An 18,859-nucleotide genomic window follows, 5' to 3' on the forward strand; every position below is an offset into this window, starting at 1 on the left:
ATTTACCGTGATTTCTAATGCTACTTCTGTTAACCGAACACACCCTTGATAGTGAAGAAGAACAGAATAGACAGGCCGGCACCGGCTGGTAGGGTCACGACCCATGAAACTACAATGTTGCGAACCACACCTATATTGATGGCGGCAATACCCCTGGCCATGCCCACACCCAATACCGCACCTACCAGAGTTTGAGTGGTAGAGATAGGTAAGCCTGTACCCGAGGCGATAACCACGGTTGAGGCCGCGGCCAGTTCGGCGGCAAAGCCACGACTTGGGGTCAGGTGAGTAATATTCTTACCTATGGTGGTCATTACGCGCTTGCCGAAGATGGCCAGTCCCATAACGATACCGACGGCACCCAGAGGCAGGATCCACCAAACCAGCGGTGCCTTGGCTTCAATGGCACCGCCACTGTTTACCACAGAAACTACTGCAGCCAATGGGCCAATAGCGTTGGCCACGTCGTTGGAGCCGTGGGCAAAAGCCATACAACAGGCGGTAACAACCATCAGAATGGCAAAGACTCGTTCAACGTTGCCGAAGTTGGTCTGGCGATCATTTTTGCTGCTCATCTTCAGACGGCTGATGGCGATTTTACCCGCAATACCCACCAGAATGGCGATCGCCAGTGCCAACAGATAGGCTTCTACAGTGCTGAACTTGAGACCAACGTGTTTCAATCCTTTGGTGATGGTAACCAAGGACATCACAAAGCCGGCAAATGCCATATAGAAAGGCACATAACGTTTAGCGTTTTCCAAAGGGTTTTCAGTATTGAAAATCAGTTTTTGTACGCTCTGGAAAATCATAAAGGCGATAAAGCCTGAGATGGCCGGGGTGACGACCCAAGAGCCAACGATACCAACGACTTTGCCCCAGGCAACGGCTTCAGTGCCAACACCCACAGCGGCAAAGCCTATGATGGCTCCCACGATAGAGTGAGTGGTGGAAACCGGCCAGCCCAGAGCTGATGCGGCTACCAGCCAGATACCCGCAGCCAACAGAGAGGCTATCATGCCGTAGACCAGTAGCTCGGGACTATCTATGAAGAAAGCGGAATCTATGATCCCTTTCCGTATGGTACTAGTGACTTCACCACCGGCCAGATAGGCGCCGGCGAATTCAAAGATCATTGCGATAATAATCGCTTGCTTAATGGTAATAGCGTTTGAACCAACAGACGTACCCATAGCATTTGCTACGTCGTTGGCCCCAATGCCCCAGGCCATAAGAAACCCGAAAACAGCCGCGATACCTATGAGCCATGGGCCATAGGTGACTAATACATCAACCATGTTGTTACCTTGATAACCTTTTGTTTGTTAGACGCGAGCCAGCATCAGCTCAAGGCGGGAACCGACACGTTCGGCAAGATCTGCCAGGTCACCAACCCACTCAATTATCTTATAGAGGAACATGACATCGATAGGATTAAGTTCAGCTTCCATGGCGAACAGCTGTCGACGCACCTGAATTTGCAGATCATCAGTGTCTTCTTCGATAGCATCGAGTTCACTGATCATTTTGGCTACCAAATCCACTTCACGGCCTCTAAAGCCTGCTTCCAGCAGATCATCGAGCTCGTTGATCGCTTCTTTGGCCAGGGCGACTGCATCCAGGCAGCGCTGCAAATAAGCGATGAATGGGGTTTGGATGGTTTGAGGAACAAGCAGTTGGCGGCCGATGATTCGACCGGAAATATCTTTAGCTTTATTAGCGATTTTGTCCTGTTGGGTCAGGAGCTCCAGTAAGTCAGTCCTTTCTACTGGCATAAACAAGCCACCTGGCAGTGTCAGGCGGATTTCGCGTTTAAGAAAGTCAGCTTCTTTTTCCTCTTGGCTGATCTTCTTGCGAATAGTGACCGCACTGTCCCAATCTTCAGCTATGGTCGCTTCGAAGAAGGGCACGAGTAGCGAAGCACAATCGTATACTTTGTCTATATGCTCTTGCAGAGGTTTTATCGGCGATTTTGCAAACACGCCTAAAATAGAGTTTACTGGCATAGCCGTTTACCTATTTAGGTTATTCCACTATTGGAAATGCGGGCGAATGTTAACCCAAGCGTCCGCTTATTGAAACTGTGTTTTTACAGAAAACACGTCAGTTTTTATTCTATCGGGTTATATATCACCCGACAGGATAATCCTAGGTCATTTTTGTGACAACAATATGACATTGTGACCTTTGCATGACGAGATGATGAATTTTTGATGACAAAATGAGCAGTAGTGCACCATGGATGCCGACAATCAACAAAATGAGATAGAACTTAAGCTCTTTTTCCCCGCCGCAGAAGTCAGTCACCTGACTACATTTCTGAACTCCTTACCTGCCGCCACACCCCAGGGATGCCGACAGTTGAGTAATGGCTATTATGATACGCCCGAGCTGGCACTGCGTCAGCTGGATATGGGGCTTAGAGTCCGCGGATGTGACGGCAAGCGGGAACAGACCATAAAAACAGCCGGCCGGGTCAGCGGTGGGATCCACAGTCGACCGGAATACAATGTCGATATTGATGTTAACAGCCCTATTTTATCGCTGTTTCCTGCTGAAATCTGGCCTGAGAATACCGACATCGACGCACTGCAAGCCCGGCTCGGTTGCCTGTTTCATACCGATTTTCAGCGTTGCTGCTGGTTGGTTGTTCAGGGGGAGAGTCTGATAGAGCTGGCACTGGATACCGGCACTATCACTGCCGGGGGACGGAGCGAATCGCTTTGTGAGTTGGAGTTTGAACTCAAGCGGGGCCGGGCGGCCGATCTCTTACCGCTGGCACAGCTGGTGGCAGCCAATGTGCCTCTGCGCCTGGGGAAGGCCAGTAAGGCGCAGCGAGGCTATCGCCTGGCGCAGCAGGCCAGTCCACTGGCGTTGGAGGCGCTGCAATATATCAGCCTGCCTTGTGATAGTGATATCAAGGCAACACTCTTGGTGGTGCTGGAAACGGCGTTGGAGCGTTGGCAATTGCTGGAGGGGATGATTGCCGAGAGTTTTGATGATCCGTCAGGGCAAGCGCTCTTGTGGCAGCGTCTGCGCTCTTGTGTGCGCCTGCTGCGCTTGACTTTGGGGCAGTTTACTCTGGGCAACAGCCAGACAGATGCGGGATTTGCCTGGCTGGAGCAGCAACTCGGCTTTGTAACAGAAGCCAATTATCTCACGCGTTTGGCCCAGGATAAGTTGCTGCTTGGTAAGTTGGCCGATGCAGATGATGTGCGTGAACGGGCATTGCAACAGCTGCAAAAGATGGATTTCCGCAGCCGCTTGCAAGCGCTATGGCAGGATTGCCGCTATGGTCAGCTGCAGTTGCAACTGGTGAACATGTTGCTCGAGCTCGCCAGTGGTGAGATGCAGATAGTCGTGGCCGGAGGTTTGCGGGGAACCTGTGACGGTCTGCAGGAGGCTTCCTGGCAAAAGCTGCTCGCGGCCATGCCGGGGGATGAACTCAGTCGTGATGATTATTTGAATCTGGCTGCCGCTTTAGATGAAGGTATTTTGGTGGGGCTGGCCTATGGCAGTCTCTACTCATCCAAGGCTCGTGATAGTTTCCGCGCGCCCTGGCAGGATTTGAGTCAAGGGATCATTAGTCTTGGCGCTTATGTCATGGCCGAGCAGTTGGCGCCTGAGTTTGCCGAAGCCCTGGCCGACAAACAGCAGAGTTTGACTTTTGCTATGGAACAATCCCGTAAGATGGCGCTGCAGCAACATCCATACTGGCGCTGATGCCTGGTAAGAGTTCCGGACGAATCGCTCGTGAGTAAGCACTAAGAAGGACGCCTCGGCGTCCTTCTTAGTTGATTCTATTCGTCCCGCTGTTGCTGCGCCAACTTCTGTTTCAAGTCGGCGATTTCCGTCAGCATCTGTTGTTGGTTAGCTTCCATACGTTCGAGTACCAGATCCAACTCGCTCTTGATGACCTTGCTTTGGTTTTCCAGGCTCTCTTGCTCATCGGGGGCGACAAACAGCGATGCCATATAACCGGAAATAACCCCGAAGAAACTGACCCCGCAGACGATGACTACGCCACCTATCACATGGCCTACTGTCGTCACAGGGTAAAAGTCACCGTAACCTACGGTTGAAATAGTCACAATCGCCCACCAGATAGCGTTTTCGGCGGTTTGAATATTGGCGCCTTCGACGCCGCTTTCCACCAGCAACATCATGACCGAGGCGATAGTGATGATAGTCACCATGGACACCAGTAGACTGGCGATGGTGGCCTGACGCCTTTGTTTTAGTAGTGGCCCTATCAGGGAACTGCTCATGCGAATGAGCCGCAATACCCGGAGGATCTGGAATAAACGGGCGAAGCGCAGCGCTTCAATCGCCGGAATACTGGCGACAAAGTCGACCCAATGGTATTTGATGTAGGCGAGTCGATTTTCTGCCCGGAAAAGCCCTATCAGAAAATAACTCATAAAGATAAAACAGATACCCGTATCGATGTAAAACAGTAGCTTGTGGGTTTCGGGATCGACAGGGACAAAGGTCATGATCAGGATCACAACCACAGAAATCAGCGACAATAACATCATCGCCAATTCGAAAGGGGATACTTGAACAGGCGGCTTCAGGAACCAGCGAGATTTATCCGGCATTGGTTCTTCCATTGAAAAACTAGATATCCTTTCAGGGTAAAAGACTTACCGTTTCCTGTAAACGCGCGTGTTTATTGTTCGTCTACGAATTGTACCAGGTCTTCCAATACCCGTTTTTTAATTTCTAGCTGTGCATCCGGCGTCAAGCCGTATTTTTCGGCGAGCTGGACATAGTCGGCAGGACTGAGCGAAACGGTTAACCGTGGCCGCTTGGGACGCTTGGCCACGGATAAACCCAATATCATGCGGATCTGATCTGAAGGGCTGACACCTGTATCCAGGGCCGCCTTGCGGATAGAGTATTGAAACCTTTCATCCAGATCGAATGCTACCTGAGTCGCCTTGGCAGCCTTTTGGTTTTGTAACCATTTTTCCGGATAAGGGTGGTTCTTGCTCATGCCGCATTATTCTCCTGGCCAGTAGTCACGAATATCGCTGAGGGGGCGGTAAAGGGTCAGCGCAACGTCGGTTTCGCCGCCTTCATAGACTTCGATATCCACAGCGCGAGACTCATCGTCATCCAGCAACTGATAGCTTTCGAAGGCATCACCTGTTGCACCGTCAGCATCCTGAGGCGGCCTGAGTCCACGGTAATCTTCCCGGTGGAAATAGCCAAACTCAGCAAAACTGACCTGATGGTAGTGTTTCCCGAGCCATTGCTCAAGCATCTCAGTCTCGGCAGTGAGTGCCTTGGTACTCAGCTCAGCTTTCCCCGGCTCATCGAAGATGGCGGAGAAATCATCCAGATCGAATAAGGCATCCACCTGAGCGCGGCTTATCTTCAGCGAGAAAGCCAGCCAGGTTTCGTCGTCTTCATCCAGCCCCAGATAGATGGCTTCGCCGCTGTGCCCCTTGAGTACCCACTCAGTCGACTGACTGCGCTGATACTCATAGGTATTGACGGCTTCGACCCTAAGCTGCTGCCCGCGCAGATGCGCGGGCAGGGCAAAGCTGTCATCAAGGGAGATCATATCGCCCTTTTGCAGCTCTGATGGGTGCTTAAGCTGACGCACTGGAGTTTCTTTTTTGCCAAACAGGCTGCCAAAGAATCCCATAGGTTATCAGCCTTTCTTGGCTTTCAAACGCTCGAGCACATCGCTGGCGTTGCTCTTCTGCTCACCGATACCGGCTTCAGCCAGCTTGGCTTTCAGCGATTGGTCGCTGTTCTCGGCTTCCAGGTTTTCGGCAGCCTTCAAGCGGTCGTCAAACTGTTGCTGACGTGCCTTGATACGCTCCAGTGAGTCTTTGGCGTTGAGCAGCTTGGAGTTGCTTGACGCGAAAGAGTCGGTAATGGAAGCCGTGGCCTTTTGCACGCTTTCAGTGGTCTTGACCATGCTCAACTGGCGCTGATAGTCGGCCAGCTGGCGTTCGGTCTTCTTCACTAGATCTTTCAGGCGGGCAGCATGGGCGCTGAAGCTGTCGTTGGCAGTTTGTTGCTCGGCCAGTTCCATTTCCAGCTGGGCAATCTTCTCGGCCACTTCCAGCGCCAGGGTTTCATTGCCTTTTTCCAGTGCCTGAGTGGCATAGCCTTCATGTTCGGCGACAGCACGCTTAATGCGATCGATTTCGCGGCTGGCTTGCATCTCTTTGGCCATCACATCTGTCAGTTCACGCTTGGCCTTGGTGAGGTGTTTCTCGGCGTCACGGATCTCCTGTTCGAAGATGCGGGTTGAATTGGCATCCACTATGCTTTGGCCGACTTCGTTGGCCCCACCGCGGAATGCTGTAAGAATTTTGTTCAGTATGCCCATGATTTGGCTCCTTATTTCAAAAAGTCGACCAGTTCGTCAATGACTTCGAGACAGTTGTCAGACAGGACAGAGAGTTCCTGCTCTATTTCCAGCATGCTCGATTGCAGGGAGAGTGCACCGTAAACCACATACTTATCGTCAATCTTGGCGAATGAAGACAGTGGCATAGGGATGTTGAGTTCCAACATGGTTTCAAACATCTCGGCACGGCGTTCCTGCTTGAGTTCATCCTCTCCCCAGAGATAACTGATGCAGAGGATTTGGTTTTCCGTTACCGAAACAAATACGGGGATCTCTTCACGGCCAACCACATTGACCTGCAACACTTCTACATCCCCTTCAATGGGGTAACAGTCAAACTGGAACCCAGTAGAGCTGTTGTCGCCAAGTCCATTTAAATGATTGGCAATAGTGTGAATATTCATATTTGTCCTCTTTGACATATTATGTCTGCGTTTAAAGATAACATCGAGACATAATATGTCAAGCGTTATCTTTGCCTGTTTAAAAGGTTGCTACACCCTGTTCATCTGTCCATGCCTGCAGGTGGTAGTAATACAGCTGCAGTGAGCCTATGGTGTTGGGCTGAACTTGGTCCATCTTAGTGTAAAACTGTTTCGGAAACTCGAAGGCGCCGCGAATAAGTCCGGGCGTCAACCAGTCATCCTCTACCGGCAGTTGCTGCATCTGCTGCAGCCGGCTCTTGGCGTCCTGGCCATTGAGTGTCCCTATGGTCCAGCCCCATTCGCCAAAGCTGGGCACATTGTGGTGATACTGATTCACCTTGAATCCCGCCAGCGCAAGGGTCTTGCCTACAGAGATAAAGGCCTTGGTCGCATGGTAAGGCGAGGTGGACTGTATACTGATGGCCCCATCCGCGCTCAAAAGTTCCCTGAGTTTTTTATAAAACAGGTCTGAATAGAGCTTATTGAGATCCGGATGGGAGGGATCAGGCAGATCCACTATGATGGCATCGTATTTATCGCCGCGGGCCAGCAAGCGGTCGACACCGTTAAAGGCATCGTCGAAAACCGTTTCCACCCTGGGATCGGCAAAGGCGTTGCCGTTGAGGCCGAGCAATGCTGTCCTGAGATCTTCCGGTACGTCAGCCCCGGGTTCTTTGAATAGCTTGACCATCTCGGCATCGAGATCCACCAGAGTGACCTGCTTGGGTTGCCATTTCAGTACCTGTTTCAAGCCCAACCCATCACCACCGCCTATGATCAAAACCTTGTCGTGACGGGCGCTTGCCGCCAGAGTCGGATGTACCAGGAAGGCGTGATAGATATGCTCATCGCTGGAGGAGAACTGCAACCTGCCATTGATATAGAGGGAGTAAACAGGTGGCAGATGGTTACCCATCAGGCGTTTGGTCAGGGTCAGTTGCTGAAACCGGGTAGCCTTGGCATAGACCACCTTGTCTTGATACAGGAGGTTGTTGAACCCTTGCTCCCAGGTTGGCCCCTTAATGGCCAGCATCAGCAGCACCCCTGTGGCCAGTACGTGTGCCGCCAGTAACCAGTTGGCGGCGCGGATCCTGTCCCTGAAGCGGATAATAAAGATAAATCCGGCCAAGAGGTTAAAGGCGGCGGTCATGGCGGCAGCCAGCTGGATATCCAGCGCCAGCATAAAGCCGACCCAAAGCGCGGCGCCGACACCTGCGCCTATATAGTCGGCGCCATAAATGGTGCCGGCATTGTGCAGCAGGTGTTCTTCGGAAAGAGCCTGACGCACCCTGGCAATGAGCGGGATCTCCATCCCTATCATTAAACCGAGTAACACACCCCAGAAATAGGGCAGGTAGCGGGACAACTCCTGAAAACGGCCGATAAAGCCACCCTGAGGCAGATGATCCGGCGGTAGTCCCAGGGTTCGTCCTATCAGTTCCGGCAGCTCGTGGCCAAAACCGATGACAGCTGCGGTGATCAGAATCGCCAGAGAGCCCAGCAAGGCGACAGTCAATTCCAATACTGCAAAGCCACTGAAGGCGCACTTTATCTTGCGGGCGGCAAAGGCCCCCAAGCCCATGGAGACTATCATCAAGCCTATCATGGTGTAGATGGCCGCCTCGAGGGCGCCCAAAATGCGCCCGGCATAATGGGAAAGCAGGTATTCGTATATCAGACCACAGGCCGCCAGTACCCCCATGATCCCTAAAAGCAGGGCATCATCAAGGGCACCCAAGTGGCGTCTGTTGGGCTCTTGGGTGTTGGCGTTACTACTTAGTGCCACGGGATCAGGCCATCAAAGCGGTGAGGATCAGCGCAACCGCTATGCTGATCGCCATTTCAACTGCGGCCAAGCCTATGTTGTGCTGCTTCTCCACCTCATCGGCGAGGTCAATTTTTGCCAGCACCAGGAGTTTGACCAAGGGCAGCAACAGGCTCAGTACCACCAACATAATGAAGGAGAACACCAGCCAGCCAAGGGCGTTGGTGACATAGGCTTCAGGGCTGAAGACGATAAAGTGACTGGCGGCATTGAAGCTCAGCGCCATGGCTATCATCGCCCCGGCATGACGTATCGCCAGGGCGGTATTTCCCTGCGCCAGCGCCTGCTGCATTGAGCTGTCCTGATTGCGGGCGGCGTAGCGATTCTCTCTGAGGCGGGTCAGCAACACCAGCATCAATTGAGAAATAGCGAAGGCGCTGAGGATGGCAATAAAGGTATCCAGGGTCAGATCTTCGGCCCACAGCAGCACGGCGCGGATAATAATCGCAGTGGCGATAGCGGCCGAGGCATCGACTATCGCAACCGACACATTGCCTTTGAGTACCAGGGCGTTCTTGTCGATATTATTCAAGGCGATTTTATCGTGCAAAAAGCGCCCCAGTTTGATTAGCACTAGACCAAACAGGCCGTAGGCGCTCATGCCAATGGCTTCCTGCAGATAACTGTGGGCGGCGGCGCCGGTAATGGCGCCGGTCAGCACTATACCCAGTGCCGCCACAGCGCCGGCGGTGCTGATGCCGAAGGCGAAGTTGTCTCTGACCGCCAGCTCTTCACTGCTGTTTACCCGAATACTCCAGCCCTGCAGGTAGCGGGTCAGAGTGAGCAGTACCACGGCGATAGAAAGGTCGATGGCGAGTATGACGGCCAGTTCCTGAGTGATGCCGAATTCCTGAAATAGAGTCATGTTCATTCCTTAAGTTGTGATCCTGGCTGAGTTATTTGCCCCGGCTGACACCACGGCTGGTGCGACTGCCAGAATTACGGAAACTGCTGTCTTTAGAGTAATTTGAGCGAAACTTGCTGGCCGATTGTCCACTGCTGGATGGCTTGGGTGCGGCGCTGCTCTGACGAGAGAGGGCGCTGGAGCCGGAGCGGGACTTGGCATAAGGGCTGTCAAAGCGTTTGCCTTGAGAGTCGAAACGTTTTTTGGTGCGCTCATAGACCTGGGTTTGGGCCTTGGCCTGCTTGGGGGATGTATAGCGATAGCGCCCCACATCATTGTAGTAGCTGTAATCCCTGCCTCTGGACCAGTTGTCATAATAAACCGGCCTGTGGAACAGGTTGGAAAACATGGAGTACATGCCATACCAGGCCCAAAAGGACATGCCGTTGGAATCGGTTTGCCACTGGCCATAGGCGGGGTTACCCACCAACTGGCTGCCGGCACCAAAGTCTTCCGAGCCATTGGCCAGGGTTGAAGCCTCGCGGCTGATGGCGTTGACCCTGGCGAGTTTGCCCTCTGACATATCGGCAATCACATTGACGGGATCTGACAGCATGTCGTTGAACAGGCTTGAGTCCAGCGCTTGATAGAGGTTGTTTTCCTCTTCCAACTGTTGGTCAAGATTAACAAAGTTGCTCGCCACCTTGGCGTCTTTCACCCTGCTTTCCAGCGACTTGTACAGTGGTCCTTTACTGGTGGCATCCAGTGTCAGTTGCTCCACCAGCGGTTGTAATTCCGGCCGCTGCTGCGCCAGAATTTGACCATACTGTTTGAGTAAGATGCCATTGCGCAGCTGGTCTTTGTCCAGCATCTGGCCGAGTTTTTCCAGACGTTGGTCATTCAGCTGTTGCAACTGGGCAATCTGCTCTGGTCTATCGTCACCGCAAGCTGTCAGTGATAACAGCATCAGCAGACTGAGAATACGGATCAGCATTCCTGCCATGTTTTCTCCATTATGATAAGCACTTGAGACTGGCAAACGGTGCTAAAACCTCTGGTCCCGTAGGCCGTCAGTGCAAGTTGGTGTAATCTGTGCACAGAGTATCACCCACAAGAATTGGGGTGAAGTCAGAATCACAGGCATCGACTTGGTAACCCCCATGTCGAGCAGAGATACGTGCAGCAAAATGACATAATATGTCTAAATAGTCTTCAATACAATCGAACAGGGATAACTATGGAATTGGGGTGTGACAGTCAAAAGCCGTTTTCCGAGTTGCTGTGCCGGCAGGCCGGTAAGCATTGGCATCTGCTGGTGGAGCGCTGGCCTGAGGTGGTCACTGAGCTCAGCCTCATCGAGCAGCAGGAGCTGCAGCGGGTTATGGGCCTGAGTGATTATGTTGCCACTCAGCTGTGCCGCCACCCAGAATGGATTGCCCCCTTCTTTAGCGGCCAGCTCACTCGCCTGGATAGACAAGACTTTGCCGACGAAATCCAATCCCTGCTCGACCCTGTCACCCAGGAAGAAACCGCCAAATCAGTGCTGCGAAACTATCGCAACCGGCAAATGGTACGTCTCGCCTGGCGCGACTTCATGGGTTATAGCCCGCTGCAGGAGTCACTGCTTGATCTCTCTGTATTGGCAGAGGCACTTATAATTGGCGCCAGAGACTGGCTCTATCGCGAAATGTGCCAGAGTCTGGGAACCCCCTGTGACTGCGACGGCAAGCCACAACCTTTGATGATCCTGGGGATGGGCAAGCTGGGCGGTCGTGAGCTGAACTTCTCCTCGGATATCGATTTGATCTTTACCTTCCCGGAACACGGTGAGACCCAGGGCGGTCGGCGCAGCCTGGATAACCAGCAGTTCTTTATCCGCATGGGGCAACGCCTGGTCAATCTGCTGGGGCAAGTCACAGTCGATGGTTTCGTGTTCCGGGTCGACATGCGTTTGCGTCCCTATGGCGAGAGTGGCCCGCTGGTGGTCAGCTACAGCGCCCTTGAGGATTATTATCAGGAGCAGGGGCGTGACTGGGAGCGTTACGCCATGGTCAAAGCCCGCGCGCTTGGTCCCTGGACTCAATACTCTGACGAACTTCACGACCTGCTACGCCCCTTTGTTTACCGGCGTTATATCGACTTTTCCGCCATAGATTCCTTAAGGCGGATGAAGCGCCTGATTGCCCAGGAAGTGCGGCGGCGCCAGCTCAAGGACAACATCAAACTCGGTGCCGGCGGTATCCGCGAAGTGGAGTTCGTGGTGCAGAGTTTTCAGCTTATCCGCGGCGGCCGGGAGCCGGCGCTGCGCAGTCAAAGCCTGTTCGATGCCATAGATACCCTCTTTAGTTTGGGACAACTTGAGTACCTGGCGGTAGATGAACTCAAGCAGAGTTATCTGCTGCTGCGCCGGGTAGAAAACCTGTTGCAGGCCATAGGGGATAAACAGACCCAGACCCTGCCGGATAACGGCCTGGATTGGCATCGTCTCTGTTTTGCGTTGGAGATGGCCAATGAAGCTGAGCTGCGCAGTGAGATTGAGGCTGCGATGTTCAAGATTCATCGCCATTTTCGCGATACTGTCGGCGGTGATGAAGATAATGAGGAGCAAAGCGATAGCTGGGCCTGCCAGCTCTGGGTCTGTGACAGCGAGGAAGACATACAATCGCTGCTGGCCGAGCGAGGCATAGAAGACAATGAACTCTGGAGCAGTCTGGCTCATTGGCGCGAGACGGTATCACGCCGGGCCATAGGCCCGAGAGGGCGGGATACCCTGGATAAGCTGATGCCGAAAATGCTTGAGGAGCTGACGCTGCAGCCCAATCCCGGCAAGGCATTCAAGCCGGTAACCGGCGTACTGGAGCAGATCCTGACCCGCACCACTTATCTTGAACTTCTGTGTGAAAATCCCGGCGCCCGCCAACAATTGGTGAGCCTGTGTTGTGCCAGTCCCTGGATTGCCCTGCAGTTGGCGAAATTCCCCATGTTGCTGGATGAACTGATCGATCCGGCGCAGCTTTATGACACCACCTCTCTGGATGACTACGGCAGTGAACTGCGCCAATACCTGCTGCGGGTTCCGGAAGAGGATATGGAGCAGCAGATGGAGGCGCTCAGGCAGTTTAAACTGTCGCAACAGTTGAAAATTGCCGCCGCGGATGTCACCGGGGTCTTACCTATCATGCAGGTCAGCGATCACCTGACTTTTCTTGCCGAGGCCATCATAGAGCAAGTGGTGCAACAGGCCTGGCAGCAAATGACAGAGCGCCACGGCGTGCCGCCTGGCCTGGCTGACGGCGAGATAGGTTTTGCCGTCGTCGGCTATGGCAAGCTGGGGGGCATTGAGCTGGGCTACGGCTCGGATCTCGACCTGGTGTTTCTGCACAATGCCAAGGGTGGCTCGACTGACGGTGACAAGCCGTTGGATGTAGGGCACTTCTATCTCAAACTGGCGCAGCGGATATTACACCTGTTTTCCACCCGCACCATGTCGGGCGAGCTTTACGAGGTAGACATGCGCCTGCGACCATCGGGCGCCTCCGGGCTCTTGGTCAGTGAAATTGGTCGTTTCGGTGAATATCAGCAGCAGGAGGCCTGGACCTGGGAACATCAGGCTTTGGTTCGTGCCCGCTTTGTCTTCGGTGATAACGCCCTGGCGCAGGAATTTCAGGCGGTGCGTGACAGTGTGCTGCGCCAAGCAAGAGACAGGAAAAAGCTGGCCAGCGAAGTGCGCGAGATGCGCCTTAAGATGCGCGACCATCTGCTCAAAGCGCCACAGGGAATGTTCGATCTTAAACAAAGCGTTGGCGGTATCGCCGATATTGAGTTTATCGCTCAGTATCTGGTGCTGGCCCATGCCCATAAGCACCCCGAGTTGTGTATCTGGTCTGATAATGTGCGGATTTTTGAGGTGTTGGCCGAGCTTGAGCTGCTGCCCTTGATGTCGGCGCAGCATCTGACCCAGGCCTATTGCATGCTGAGGGATGAAAACCACAGGTTGACTCTGGCCGGTTTGCCTGGGCTGGTGGCACAGGAAAAAGTGGCGGAGCAGGCCGAACGGGTCAGCAACATCTATGAGCTTATTTTGGGGTAAGAGTTATTTATGGCTGATGGGCAGGCTCGGATACAAGAGGTTGATGCCATCTTTATTCGACTTTCAATAATCTGCCCTTGGCTTGCCGGGAGTTCGCTGCAACATTTCGCTTAAGCGGCTGTAGGTGCGGCGAAACTCGAAGCTGAGGGCGCCGCCCTGATACAGCTGCTCCAGTGGTACTTGGGCATGCAGCACCAGTTGTTTACCCCTGTCATAAAACTCATCTATCAGGGCGATAAAGCGCCGGGCGGCATCATCCTCCGGCGCATAACTGAGTTTTCTATCGCCTGTGCTGACGGCTTCGGCAGCATCTTCGGTGCCGCGGGCGCGGATCCAGCCGCGGCGCTCACCGCCAAGCCTGGGCACATGGCTCAGCAGCAGAGTATCCAGTGTTTCGGCCAGCTCCATATAATCCAGAGTGGATCTCGGCCCTTCGCAGAGCTGATCGAAGCGAAACCAGGCCAGGGATTGTGTGGCTTCCATGGCTTGGAAAAAAAGCGCTCTGCCCATTATGCTGAGTTGCCCTGGGCCCGAGGCGTTTTTTGAAAACCACTGGCTGAAGTCAGGTTCATTGCCAAGCTGCAGCAGGGGAAGTGCCGCCCGGGCATGGGGCGCGCCTTTGGTGAGGCGATGGTCCTGCTCGCCATTGAGGTGCAGCGATTCCATCTTCCGTTGCAACAAGTCGATAGTCGGCAAAAAGCGCTCTCGCTGCAGGCCGTTTTCATAGAGGCGCTCGATTGGCGTATTGGAAGTGCTGACCAGCATAACGCCACGGTTAAACAGGCCTTCGAGTAAACGTCCGAGAATAATGGCATCGCCGATATCTGAGACGAAAAACTCATCGAAGCATAACAGGCGGCATTCTTTGGCCAGTGTGGCGGCAATCTGATCCAGAGGCTCACGGGTGCCGCTGATGCGGTTCAGATCTCTGTGAACCCTGGCCATAAAGTGATGAAAATGCAGTCTGAGCTTGGGTTGCCCCTCGACGGCATTGAAAAAGAGATCCATCAACATGGTCTTGCCGCGGCCGACATCCCCCCACAGGTAGAGCCCGGGGACTTTGTTTCCCTGACCGAGCGCCTGAAAACGCTGATCAAGCGCTGCCAGCGCAGGCAACTGGGCGGGGTCTTGCTGCCAAGGGCCTTGGGCATAGCGTTCAGAGGGGGAAATTGTGTGCTTCATTCTGGACGTCCCATCCTGTGACTGTTATTTAAGTGCCATATAAGTGCCGCGGGCGGCCAGTATAGCAAGGGCTTGAGCCTGAAGGAAAAGTGCCTGCCATGCCGCTTCATCTATCCATGGAATAGTGTTCAGTTCCTTTTATGGATAAGATGCGCCTTTTGAGCCATAGATTGAGGAACAAGCCATGACGGCAGAATTGGCAATCATAGATATCGAGGAAGGTCAGGGCAAAGCCGCGGTGAAAGGAGCGCTTATTACGGCTCACTACCGAGGTTGGTTGAGTGACGGTACTCAATTTGATTCTTCCTGGGACAAGGGCCGTCCCTTTCAGTGTGTCATTGGCACAGGGCGGGTGATCAAGGGCTGGGATCTGGGTTTGATGGGGATGAAGGTCGGTGGCAAACGCCGACTTAAGGTTCCGGCACATCTGGCTTATGGCGAACGCCAGGTTGGGGCGCTGATCAAGCCGAATTCAGATCTTGAATTTGAAATTGAACTGCTGGAAGTCCTGACCCGCGACGATTGAGTCCAGGGCTTTTGAGCGCTATTGGCTCAGATGGATTTTGTTTTTATATAAAGCTGATATTATAGCTTTGCCCTTCATTCATCTGAGTCATAAAAGCACTATGAGCCGTTCCCCCTTCGCATCTTTTCAATGGCATTCAGACATTTTTGCCTGCGACAGTACGGATATCGAACATTTCTATGCCCAACTGCAACAGGAAGTTGACCGTCTGCAGCTGGGTCGCAAGAAGCTGGGCGAAATAGGTGATTATCCACTGGAGCTGTATCAGTCGCCCTCAGCGACGGCGGAGCTGCCCTCTGTGTTGATCAGTGCCGGATTCCACGGTGAAGAGGCTGCGGGCCCTTGGGGTATGCTGCATTTCCTCAGTGAACTGCAACAGGATATTTTCGAGCGAATTAATCTGAGCTTGTTGCCCTTGGTCAACCCCACTGGCTTTGCCAAGGGGCACAGATTCAATAAGTTCGGTGAAAACCCCAACCGGGGGTTTTTACAGCCCAAAGAGGGCGAAGCCAGTTCACCTTCGGTTGAAGGCAAGCTGCTGCTGGAATATGGCCAACTGCTGCAGGGCGCCAGCCGCGAAGGCATATTGACCTGTCATGAAGATGTGTTGCAGCAGCACACCTATATCTATTCTTTTGAGCCCAGACAATCACCCGGCCAGTTCAGTTTGCAGCTGCGTGATACTCTGGGGCGTTTCTTTGATATTGCCGCCGATGGTGATATCGATGGCTGTCCGGTGCAAGACGGGGTCATCTTCAACCACTTTGATACTTCGTTCGAGGCCTGGCTGGTTCGCACCGGTGCCAAGGTGGGTGTTTGCAGTGAAACGCCGGCGACCCAGAATCTGGATCAGCGAATTCTGGCCAACAGCGCCGTGATGCACGCCTTTGTGCAGCAGCAGTTGGCTCCCATCAAGGGGTAACAGCCAAAAGCGATACCGCTCAAAAGCAAGACCCCAGCCTAAGCTGGGGTCTTGCTTTTGAAAGGCTTTCAGGGGTTGAGGCGGGTAGGGATACCGCTTCTGTCATCCAACAGGCGTTTGAGCACGGTGGAGTCGGTGTCGGCATGGGCGATAAAGCGGCTGATGGCCGGGGTCATCTTCAATACCACAGGTGCGGTGGATTCAAACTCGGCCTCGGTGCGCGACAGCGGCTGATGCACTTCCAGATAGCGACCTCCATCCGGCTCCAGGCTGGCCTTTATCGGCTGATTGACAAACTGTACCCGGGTGCCGTTGGGCACAGTATTGAACAAATGTTCGATATCCTGATTGCGCAGGCGGACACAACCTTGGCTGACACGCAGGCCGATACCGAAGCTGGCATTGGTGCCGTGAATGGCATACAGGTTACCGATATAAAGTGCATACAAGCCCATGGGGTTATCCGGGCCTGCAGGCCATACCTTGGGCAGGGTGATACCGTTGGCGGCATATTCCTTGCGGATCCTGGCCGTTGGGGTCCAGGTGGGGTTGGCACGTTTGCGATAAACCTTGGTCACCCAGTTTTCCGGGGTATCCCGGCCTATCTGACCTATACCTATGGGTAAGACCTGTACCGTATTGCTGTCTTTGGGATAGTAGTAGAGGCGCATTTCGGCCACGTTGATCACTATCCCTTTACGAGGGGCATCCGGCAGGATCAGCTTGTGAGGGATCAGTAATGTGCTGCGTGGCTTGGGAAGAAAAGGGTCGACCCCTGGGTTGGCCTCGGTCATGTTGGTTAGTCCCAGTTGATATTCGTCGGCAACACTCTCCAGTGTGCGCTTGTCATCTGGCACCACATAATACTGGTTGTCACCGACGATACTGCTGCCTTCGGGCGGCAGAGGATATTCAACGGCCTGCGACAGGCAGGCGGGAAGCAACAGGCCCAGTAACAGGGCGAGGCGGGGAATTCTTGTCATAGGATATTTTTCTTCATTAAACGCTGTCAGTCGCCCTGGTTTCAGGCATCAGAGTCGAGCAGGCATCCTTACCTTTTCCGGCGCAGATTTCAACAGATTGCGGCAAAAAAACTATTTCAGTTGTAGGCGTTTTGCCAGTCGATGCAGGTTGCCAGGGTCGACGCCCAACTCGCGGGCACTGGCGGCCCAGTTGTATTGATGCCGCTCCAGCACACTGCGCAGCAGCTGTCTTTGGAACTCCTCTGTGGCTTGCTTGAGTGTGATGGCTTCTGCAGGCGCTGTTGTGTCCAGCTGGCGCGACAGCGCACTTGGAGAGGGGGTCTTTGACTGCAACTCACCCAGTTGCAACTGGCATTGGTTATGGTCACTGGCGGCGCGCGCCAACACGCTGGCGCGGTGCAACAGGTGTTCCAGTTCCCTGACGTTGCCAGGCCAGTCGTTGGCCAGCAGCCAGGCTTCCGATTCGGCGGACAGACTCAGGCGCTCCAGCCCCAGCTTGCTGCGGCAACGTTCAAGAAAATGCCCGGCAAGCAGCAGTATGTCGCGACCCCTTTCTCTCAGTGGCGGTACAAGTAGCGGGAAAACACTCAGCCTGTGGTAGAGATCGGCGCGAAAGCGGCCTTCAACCACCTCGGTTTTGAGATCCTTATTGGTGGCGGCGATAACCCGCACATCCACTGTCAGGCTTCTGTCTTCGCCAACCCGTTGCAGATCGCCGTATTGCAGCACCCTGAGTAACTTGGCCTGCAGCGGCAGGCTGAGCTCGCCTATCTCGTCGAGAAACAAAGTCCCCTTGTCGGCCAATTCAAACTTACCGGCGCGATTGCTGATGGCGCCGGTAAAGGCGCCTTTGACATGACCGAAGAGTTCACTCTCGGCGACCGACTCGGGCAGGGCGGCGCAGTTGAGGTACACCAGAGCCTTGTTGCCTCTGGGCGAGGCGGCGTGTACTGCCTTGGCAACCAGCTCCTTACCCGTGCCGGTTTCACCGAGGATCAACACGTTCAGGTCGCTGGGAGCGACCACGGCAATTTCCCGCTTCAGCGCCAACATCAGCGGGCTTTCCCCCAGAAGTTCACTGTGGCCGGTTTCCGGCAATGGTTGACTCTGGCTCTGTAGCGACAGGCTTTCCAACTTATCCAGCAGCAGGGCATTGCCGAGGGAGGCGGCGGCGATGGCGCTCAGGCTTCGCAACTCTTCATCGCTGAAATCGTCGAACTGGCAAGGGTCCAGACCATCTATGGTCAAGGCGCCTATCAGCTGTTCCTTGTCCAGCAGCGGCAGGCCGATACAGGCATGCACCTTGAGCTTATCTGTGTGGGCGGCTATCAGGCCATCGTAGGGATCCGGCAATTGGCTGTCTGCCGGAAAGCGCACCAGATCGCCGGCGCGGGCGATGGCCTCCAGTCTCGGGTGCTCTGTGATGTTGAAGCTGCGACCGAGTACATCGGCCCTGAGGCCGTCGATTGCCAGTGGGATAAAGCGATTGCCCTGAAATCGCAGCAGAGCGGCGGCATCACAATGGAGATTGTCCCGTACTGTCGCCAGCAGGCGACTGAATCTGTCGCTGTTTGGCAAACCTGAGGTGATATCCAGCGCGATACGGGTAAGATCGGAATGGCTGAGTGGCATAAGCTGACCTGAATAGAATCCCTGGGGTGAGTCTACCCCAGGGACAGCGGAATGTCA

Annotated in this window: 17 protein-coding genes; 4 read left to right on the plus strand and 13 right to left on the minus strand. The window is 54.0% G+C overall.

Annotation, left to right across the window (positions count from 1 at the left end; all coding sequences use genetic code 11):
• Window positions 1-29: 29 nt before the first annotated feature.
• Together WKR14_RS03815 and WKR14_RS03820 are read right to left on the minus strand one after the other, a co-directional pair.
• The gene (locus tag WKR14_RS03815) at window positions 30-1,298 is read right to left on the minus strand and encodes an inorganic phosphate transporter (RefSeq protein ID WP_101052656.1); all 1,269 of its coding nucleotides are present in this window, start codon (window positions 1,296-1,298) and stop codon (window positions 30-32) included.
• A 27-nt stretch (window positions 1,299-1,325) separates the two neighbouring features.
• A complete protein-coding gene (locus WKR14_RS03820) occupies window positions 1,326-2,006 on the minus strand; it encodes a TIGR00153 family protein (protein WP_039034527.1) in 681 nt (226 codons plus the stop codon).
• Between the two features lie 232 nt (window positions 2,007-2,238).
• Between WKR14_RS03820 and WKR14_RS03825 the strand changes: the two genes are divergently transcribed.
• Entirely contained in the window at window positions 2,239-3,723 is a 1,485-nt protein-coding gene (locus WKR14_RS03825; protein ID WP_248952493.1) for an inorganic triphosphatase, read from the plus strand.
• A gap of 77 nt (window positions 3,724-3,800) precedes the next feature.
• Here WKR14_RS03825 and WKR14_RS03830 read toward each other — a convergent pair whose 3' ends face one another.
• The 8 genes from WKR14_RS03830 to WKR14_RS03865 all read right to left on the minus strand — a co-directional run bounded on the left by WKR14_RS03830 (window position 3,801) and on the right by WKR14_RS03865 (window position 10,470).
• Complete coding sequence (locus tag WKR14_RS03830) at window positions 3,801-4,601, minus strand: ion transporter (protein ID WP_101052654.1); 801 nt, start codon at window positions 4,599-4,601, stop codon at window positions 3,801-3,803.
• Window positions 4,602-4,672: 71 nt separating this feature from the next.
• Window positions 4,673-4,999 carry a hypothetical protein gene (locus WKR14_RS03835; RefSeq protein WP_100144902.1) on the minus strand — a complete coding sequence of 109 codons (327 nt, stop codon included), beginning with the start codon at window positions 4,997-4,999 and terminating at the stop codon, window positions 4,673-4,675.
• A gap of 6 nt (window positions 5,000-5,005) precedes the next feature.
• Complete coding sequence (locus WKR14_RS03840; RefSeq protein WP_039034530.1) at window positions 5,006-5,656, minus strand: hypothetical protein; 651 nt, start codon at window positions 5,654-5,656, stop codon at window positions 5,006-5,008.
• 6 nt (window positions 5,657-5,662) lie between these two features.
• On the minus strand, window positions 5,663-6,352 hold the full coding sequence (locus WKR14_RS03845) for a PspA/IM30 family protein (protein WP_025010358.1): 690 nt from the start codon (window positions 6,350-6,352) through the stop codon (window positions 5,663-5,665).
• An 11-nt stretch (window positions 6,353-6,363) separates the two neighbouring features.
• A complete protein-coding gene (locus WKR14_RS03850) occupies window positions 6,364-6,777 on the minus strand; it encodes a YjfI family protein (protein ID WP_025010359.1) in 414 nt (137 codons plus the stop codon).
• 79 nt (window positions 6,778-6,856) lie between these two features.
• The gene (locus tag WKR14_RS03855) at window positions 6,857-8,584 is read right to left on the minus strand and encodes a polyamine aminopropyltransferase (protein WP_286996229.1); all 1,728 of its coding nucleotides are present in this window, start codon (window positions 8,582-8,584) and stop codon (window positions 6,857-6,859) included.
• A gap of 4 nt (window positions 8,585-8,588) precedes the next feature.
• Window positions 8,589-9,488, minus strand: a complete 900-nt coding sequence (locus WKR14_RS03860; protein ID WP_101052649.1) for a DUF350 domain-containing protein — start codon at window positions 9,486-9,488, stop codon at window positions 8,589-8,591.
• A gap of 31 nt (window positions 9,489-9,519) precedes the next feature.
• Complete coding sequence (locus WKR14_RS03865) at window positions 9,520-10,470, minus strand: hypothetical protein (protein ID WP_039034534.1); 951 nt, start codon at window positions 10,468-10,470, stop codon at window positions 9,520-9,522.
• Window positions 10,471-10,704: 234 nt separating this feature from the next.
• On the opposite strand from WKR14_RS03865, the gene glnE reads away from it, so the two are divergent.
• Entirely contained in the window at window positions 10,705-13,557 is a 2,853-nt protein-coding gene (glnE, locus tag WKR14_RS03870; RefSeq protein WP_339087400.1) for a bifunctional [glutamate--ammonia ligase]-adenylyl-L-tyrosine phosphorylase/[glutamate--ammonia-ligase] adenylyltransferase, read from the plus strand.
• Between the two features lie 63 nt (window positions 13,558-13,620).
• Here glnE and zapE read toward each other — a convergent pair whose 3' ends face one another.
• A complete protein-coding gene (zapE, locus tag WKR14_RS03875) occupies window positions 13,621-14,739 on the minus strand; it encodes a cell division protein ZapE (RefSeq protein WP_339087401.1) in 1,119 nt (372 codons plus the stop codon).
• 184 nt (window positions 14,740-14,923) lie between these two features.
• Between zapE and WKR14_RS03880 the strand changes: the two genes are divergently transcribed.
• Together WKR14_RS03880 and WKR14_RS03885 are read left to right on the plus strand one after the other, a co-directional pair.
• Entirely contained in the window at window positions 14,924-15,265 is a 342-nt protein-coding gene (locus tag WKR14_RS03880; protein ID WP_025890081.1) for an FKBP-type peptidyl-prolyl cis-trans isomerase, read from the plus strand.
• 100 nt (window positions 15,266-15,365) lie between these two features.
• Window positions 15,366-16,187 (plus strand): M14 family metallopeptidase, encoded by an 822-nt coding sequence (locus WKR14_RS03885; RefSeq protein ID WP_025890080.1) that lies wholly within the window; start codon window positions 15,366-15,368, stop codon window positions 16,185-16,187.
• A gap of 68 nt (window positions 16,188-16,255) precedes the next feature.
• Here the strand turns inward: WKR14_RS03885 and WKR14_RS03890 are convergent, their stop codons facing one another.
• The gene (locus WKR14_RS03890) at window positions 16,256-17,170 is read right to left on the minus strand and encodes a L,D-transpeptidase family protein (protein WP_025890079.1); all 915 of its coding nucleotides are present in this window, start codon (window positions 17,168-17,170) and stop codon (window positions 16,256-16,258) included.
• Between the two features lie 111 nt (window positions 17,171-17,281).
• Window positions 17,282-18,802, minus strand: coding sequence for a nitric oxide reductase transcriptional regulator NorR (norR, locus tag WKR14_RS03895; RefSeq protein ID WP_101052642.1), 1,521 nt, complete (start codon window positions 18,800-18,802; stop codon window positions 17,282-17,284).
• Between the last annotated feature and the right edge of the window lie 57 nt (window positions 18,803-18,859).

The organism is Shewanella chilikensis (genome assembly GCF_037953065.1).
Taxonomy (GTDB): domain Bacteria; phylum Pseudomonadota; class Gammaproteobacteria; order Enterobacterales; family Shewanellaceae; genus Shewanella; species Shewanella chilikensis.

Excerpts from the sequence above, each read along its gene's own strand:
- WKR14_RS03830 (WP_101052654.1), bottom strand. The coding sequence starts at position 4,601 with ATGCCGGATAAATCTCGCTGGTTCCTGAAGCCGCCTGTTCAAGTATCC.
- WKR14_RS03820 (WP_039034527.1), bottom strand. The coding sequence starts at position 2,006 with ATGCCAGTAAACTCTATTTTAGGCGTGTTTGCAAAATCGCCGATAAAA.
- glnE (WP_339087400.1), top strand. The coding sequence starts at position 10,705 with ATGGAATTGGGGTGTGACAGTCAAAAGCCGTTTTCCGAGTTGCTGTGC.
- WKR14_RS03880 (WP_025890081.1), top strand. The coding sequence starts at position 14,924 with ATGACGGCAGAATTGGCAATCATAGATATCGAGGAAGGTCAGGGCAAA.
- WKR14_RS03850 (WP_025010359.1), bottom strand. The coding sequence starts at position 6,777 with ATGAATATTCACACTATTGCCAATCATTTAAATGGACTTGGCGACAAC.
- WKR14_RS03890 (WP_025890079.1), bottom strand. The coding sequence starts at position 17,170 with ATGACAAGAATTCCCCGCCTCGCCCTGTTACTGGGCCTGTTGCTTCCC.
- WKR14_RS03885 (WP_025890080.1), top strand. The coding sequence starts at position 15,366 with ATGAGCCGTTCCCCCTTCGCATCTTTTCAATGGCATTCAGACATTTTT.
- WKR14_RS03815 (WP_101052656.1), bottom strand. The coding sequence starts at position 1,298 with ATGGTTGATGTATTAGTCACCTATGGCCCATGGCTCATAGGTATCGCG.
- WKR14_RS03845 (WP_025010358.1), bottom strand. The coding sequence starts at position 6,352 with ATGGGCATACTGAACAAAATTCTTACAGCATTCCGCGGTGGGGCCAAC.
- WKR14_RS03860 (WP_101052649.1), bottom strand. The coding sequence starts at position 9,488 with ATGACTCTATTTCAGGAATTCGGCATCACTCAGGAACTGGCCGTCATA.
- WKR14_RS03835 (WP_100144902.1), bottom strand. The coding sequence starts at position 4,999 with ATGAGCAAGAACCACCCTTATCCGGAAAAATGGTTACAAAACCAAAAG.
- WKR14_RS03825 (WP_248952493.1), top strand. The coding sequence starts at position 2,239 with ATGGATGCCGACAATCAACAAAATGAGATAGAACTTAAGCTCTTTTTC.
- WKR14_RS03840 (WP_039034530.1), bottom strand. The coding sequence starts at position 5,656 with ATGGGATTCTTTGGCAGCCTGTTTGGCAAAAAAGAAACTCCAGTGCGT.
- WKR14_RS03865 (WP_039034534.1), bottom strand. The coding sequence starts at position 10,470 with ATGGCAGGAATGCTGATCCGTATTCTCAGTCTGCTGATGCTGTTATCA.
- zapE (WP_339087401.1), bottom strand. The coding sequence starts at position 14,739 with ATGAAGCACACAATTTCCCCCTCTGAACGCTATGCCCAAGGCCCTTGG.
- norR (WP_101052642.1), bottom strand. The coding sequence starts at position 18,802 with ATGCCACTCAGCCATTCCGATCTTACCCGTATCGCGCTGGATATCACC.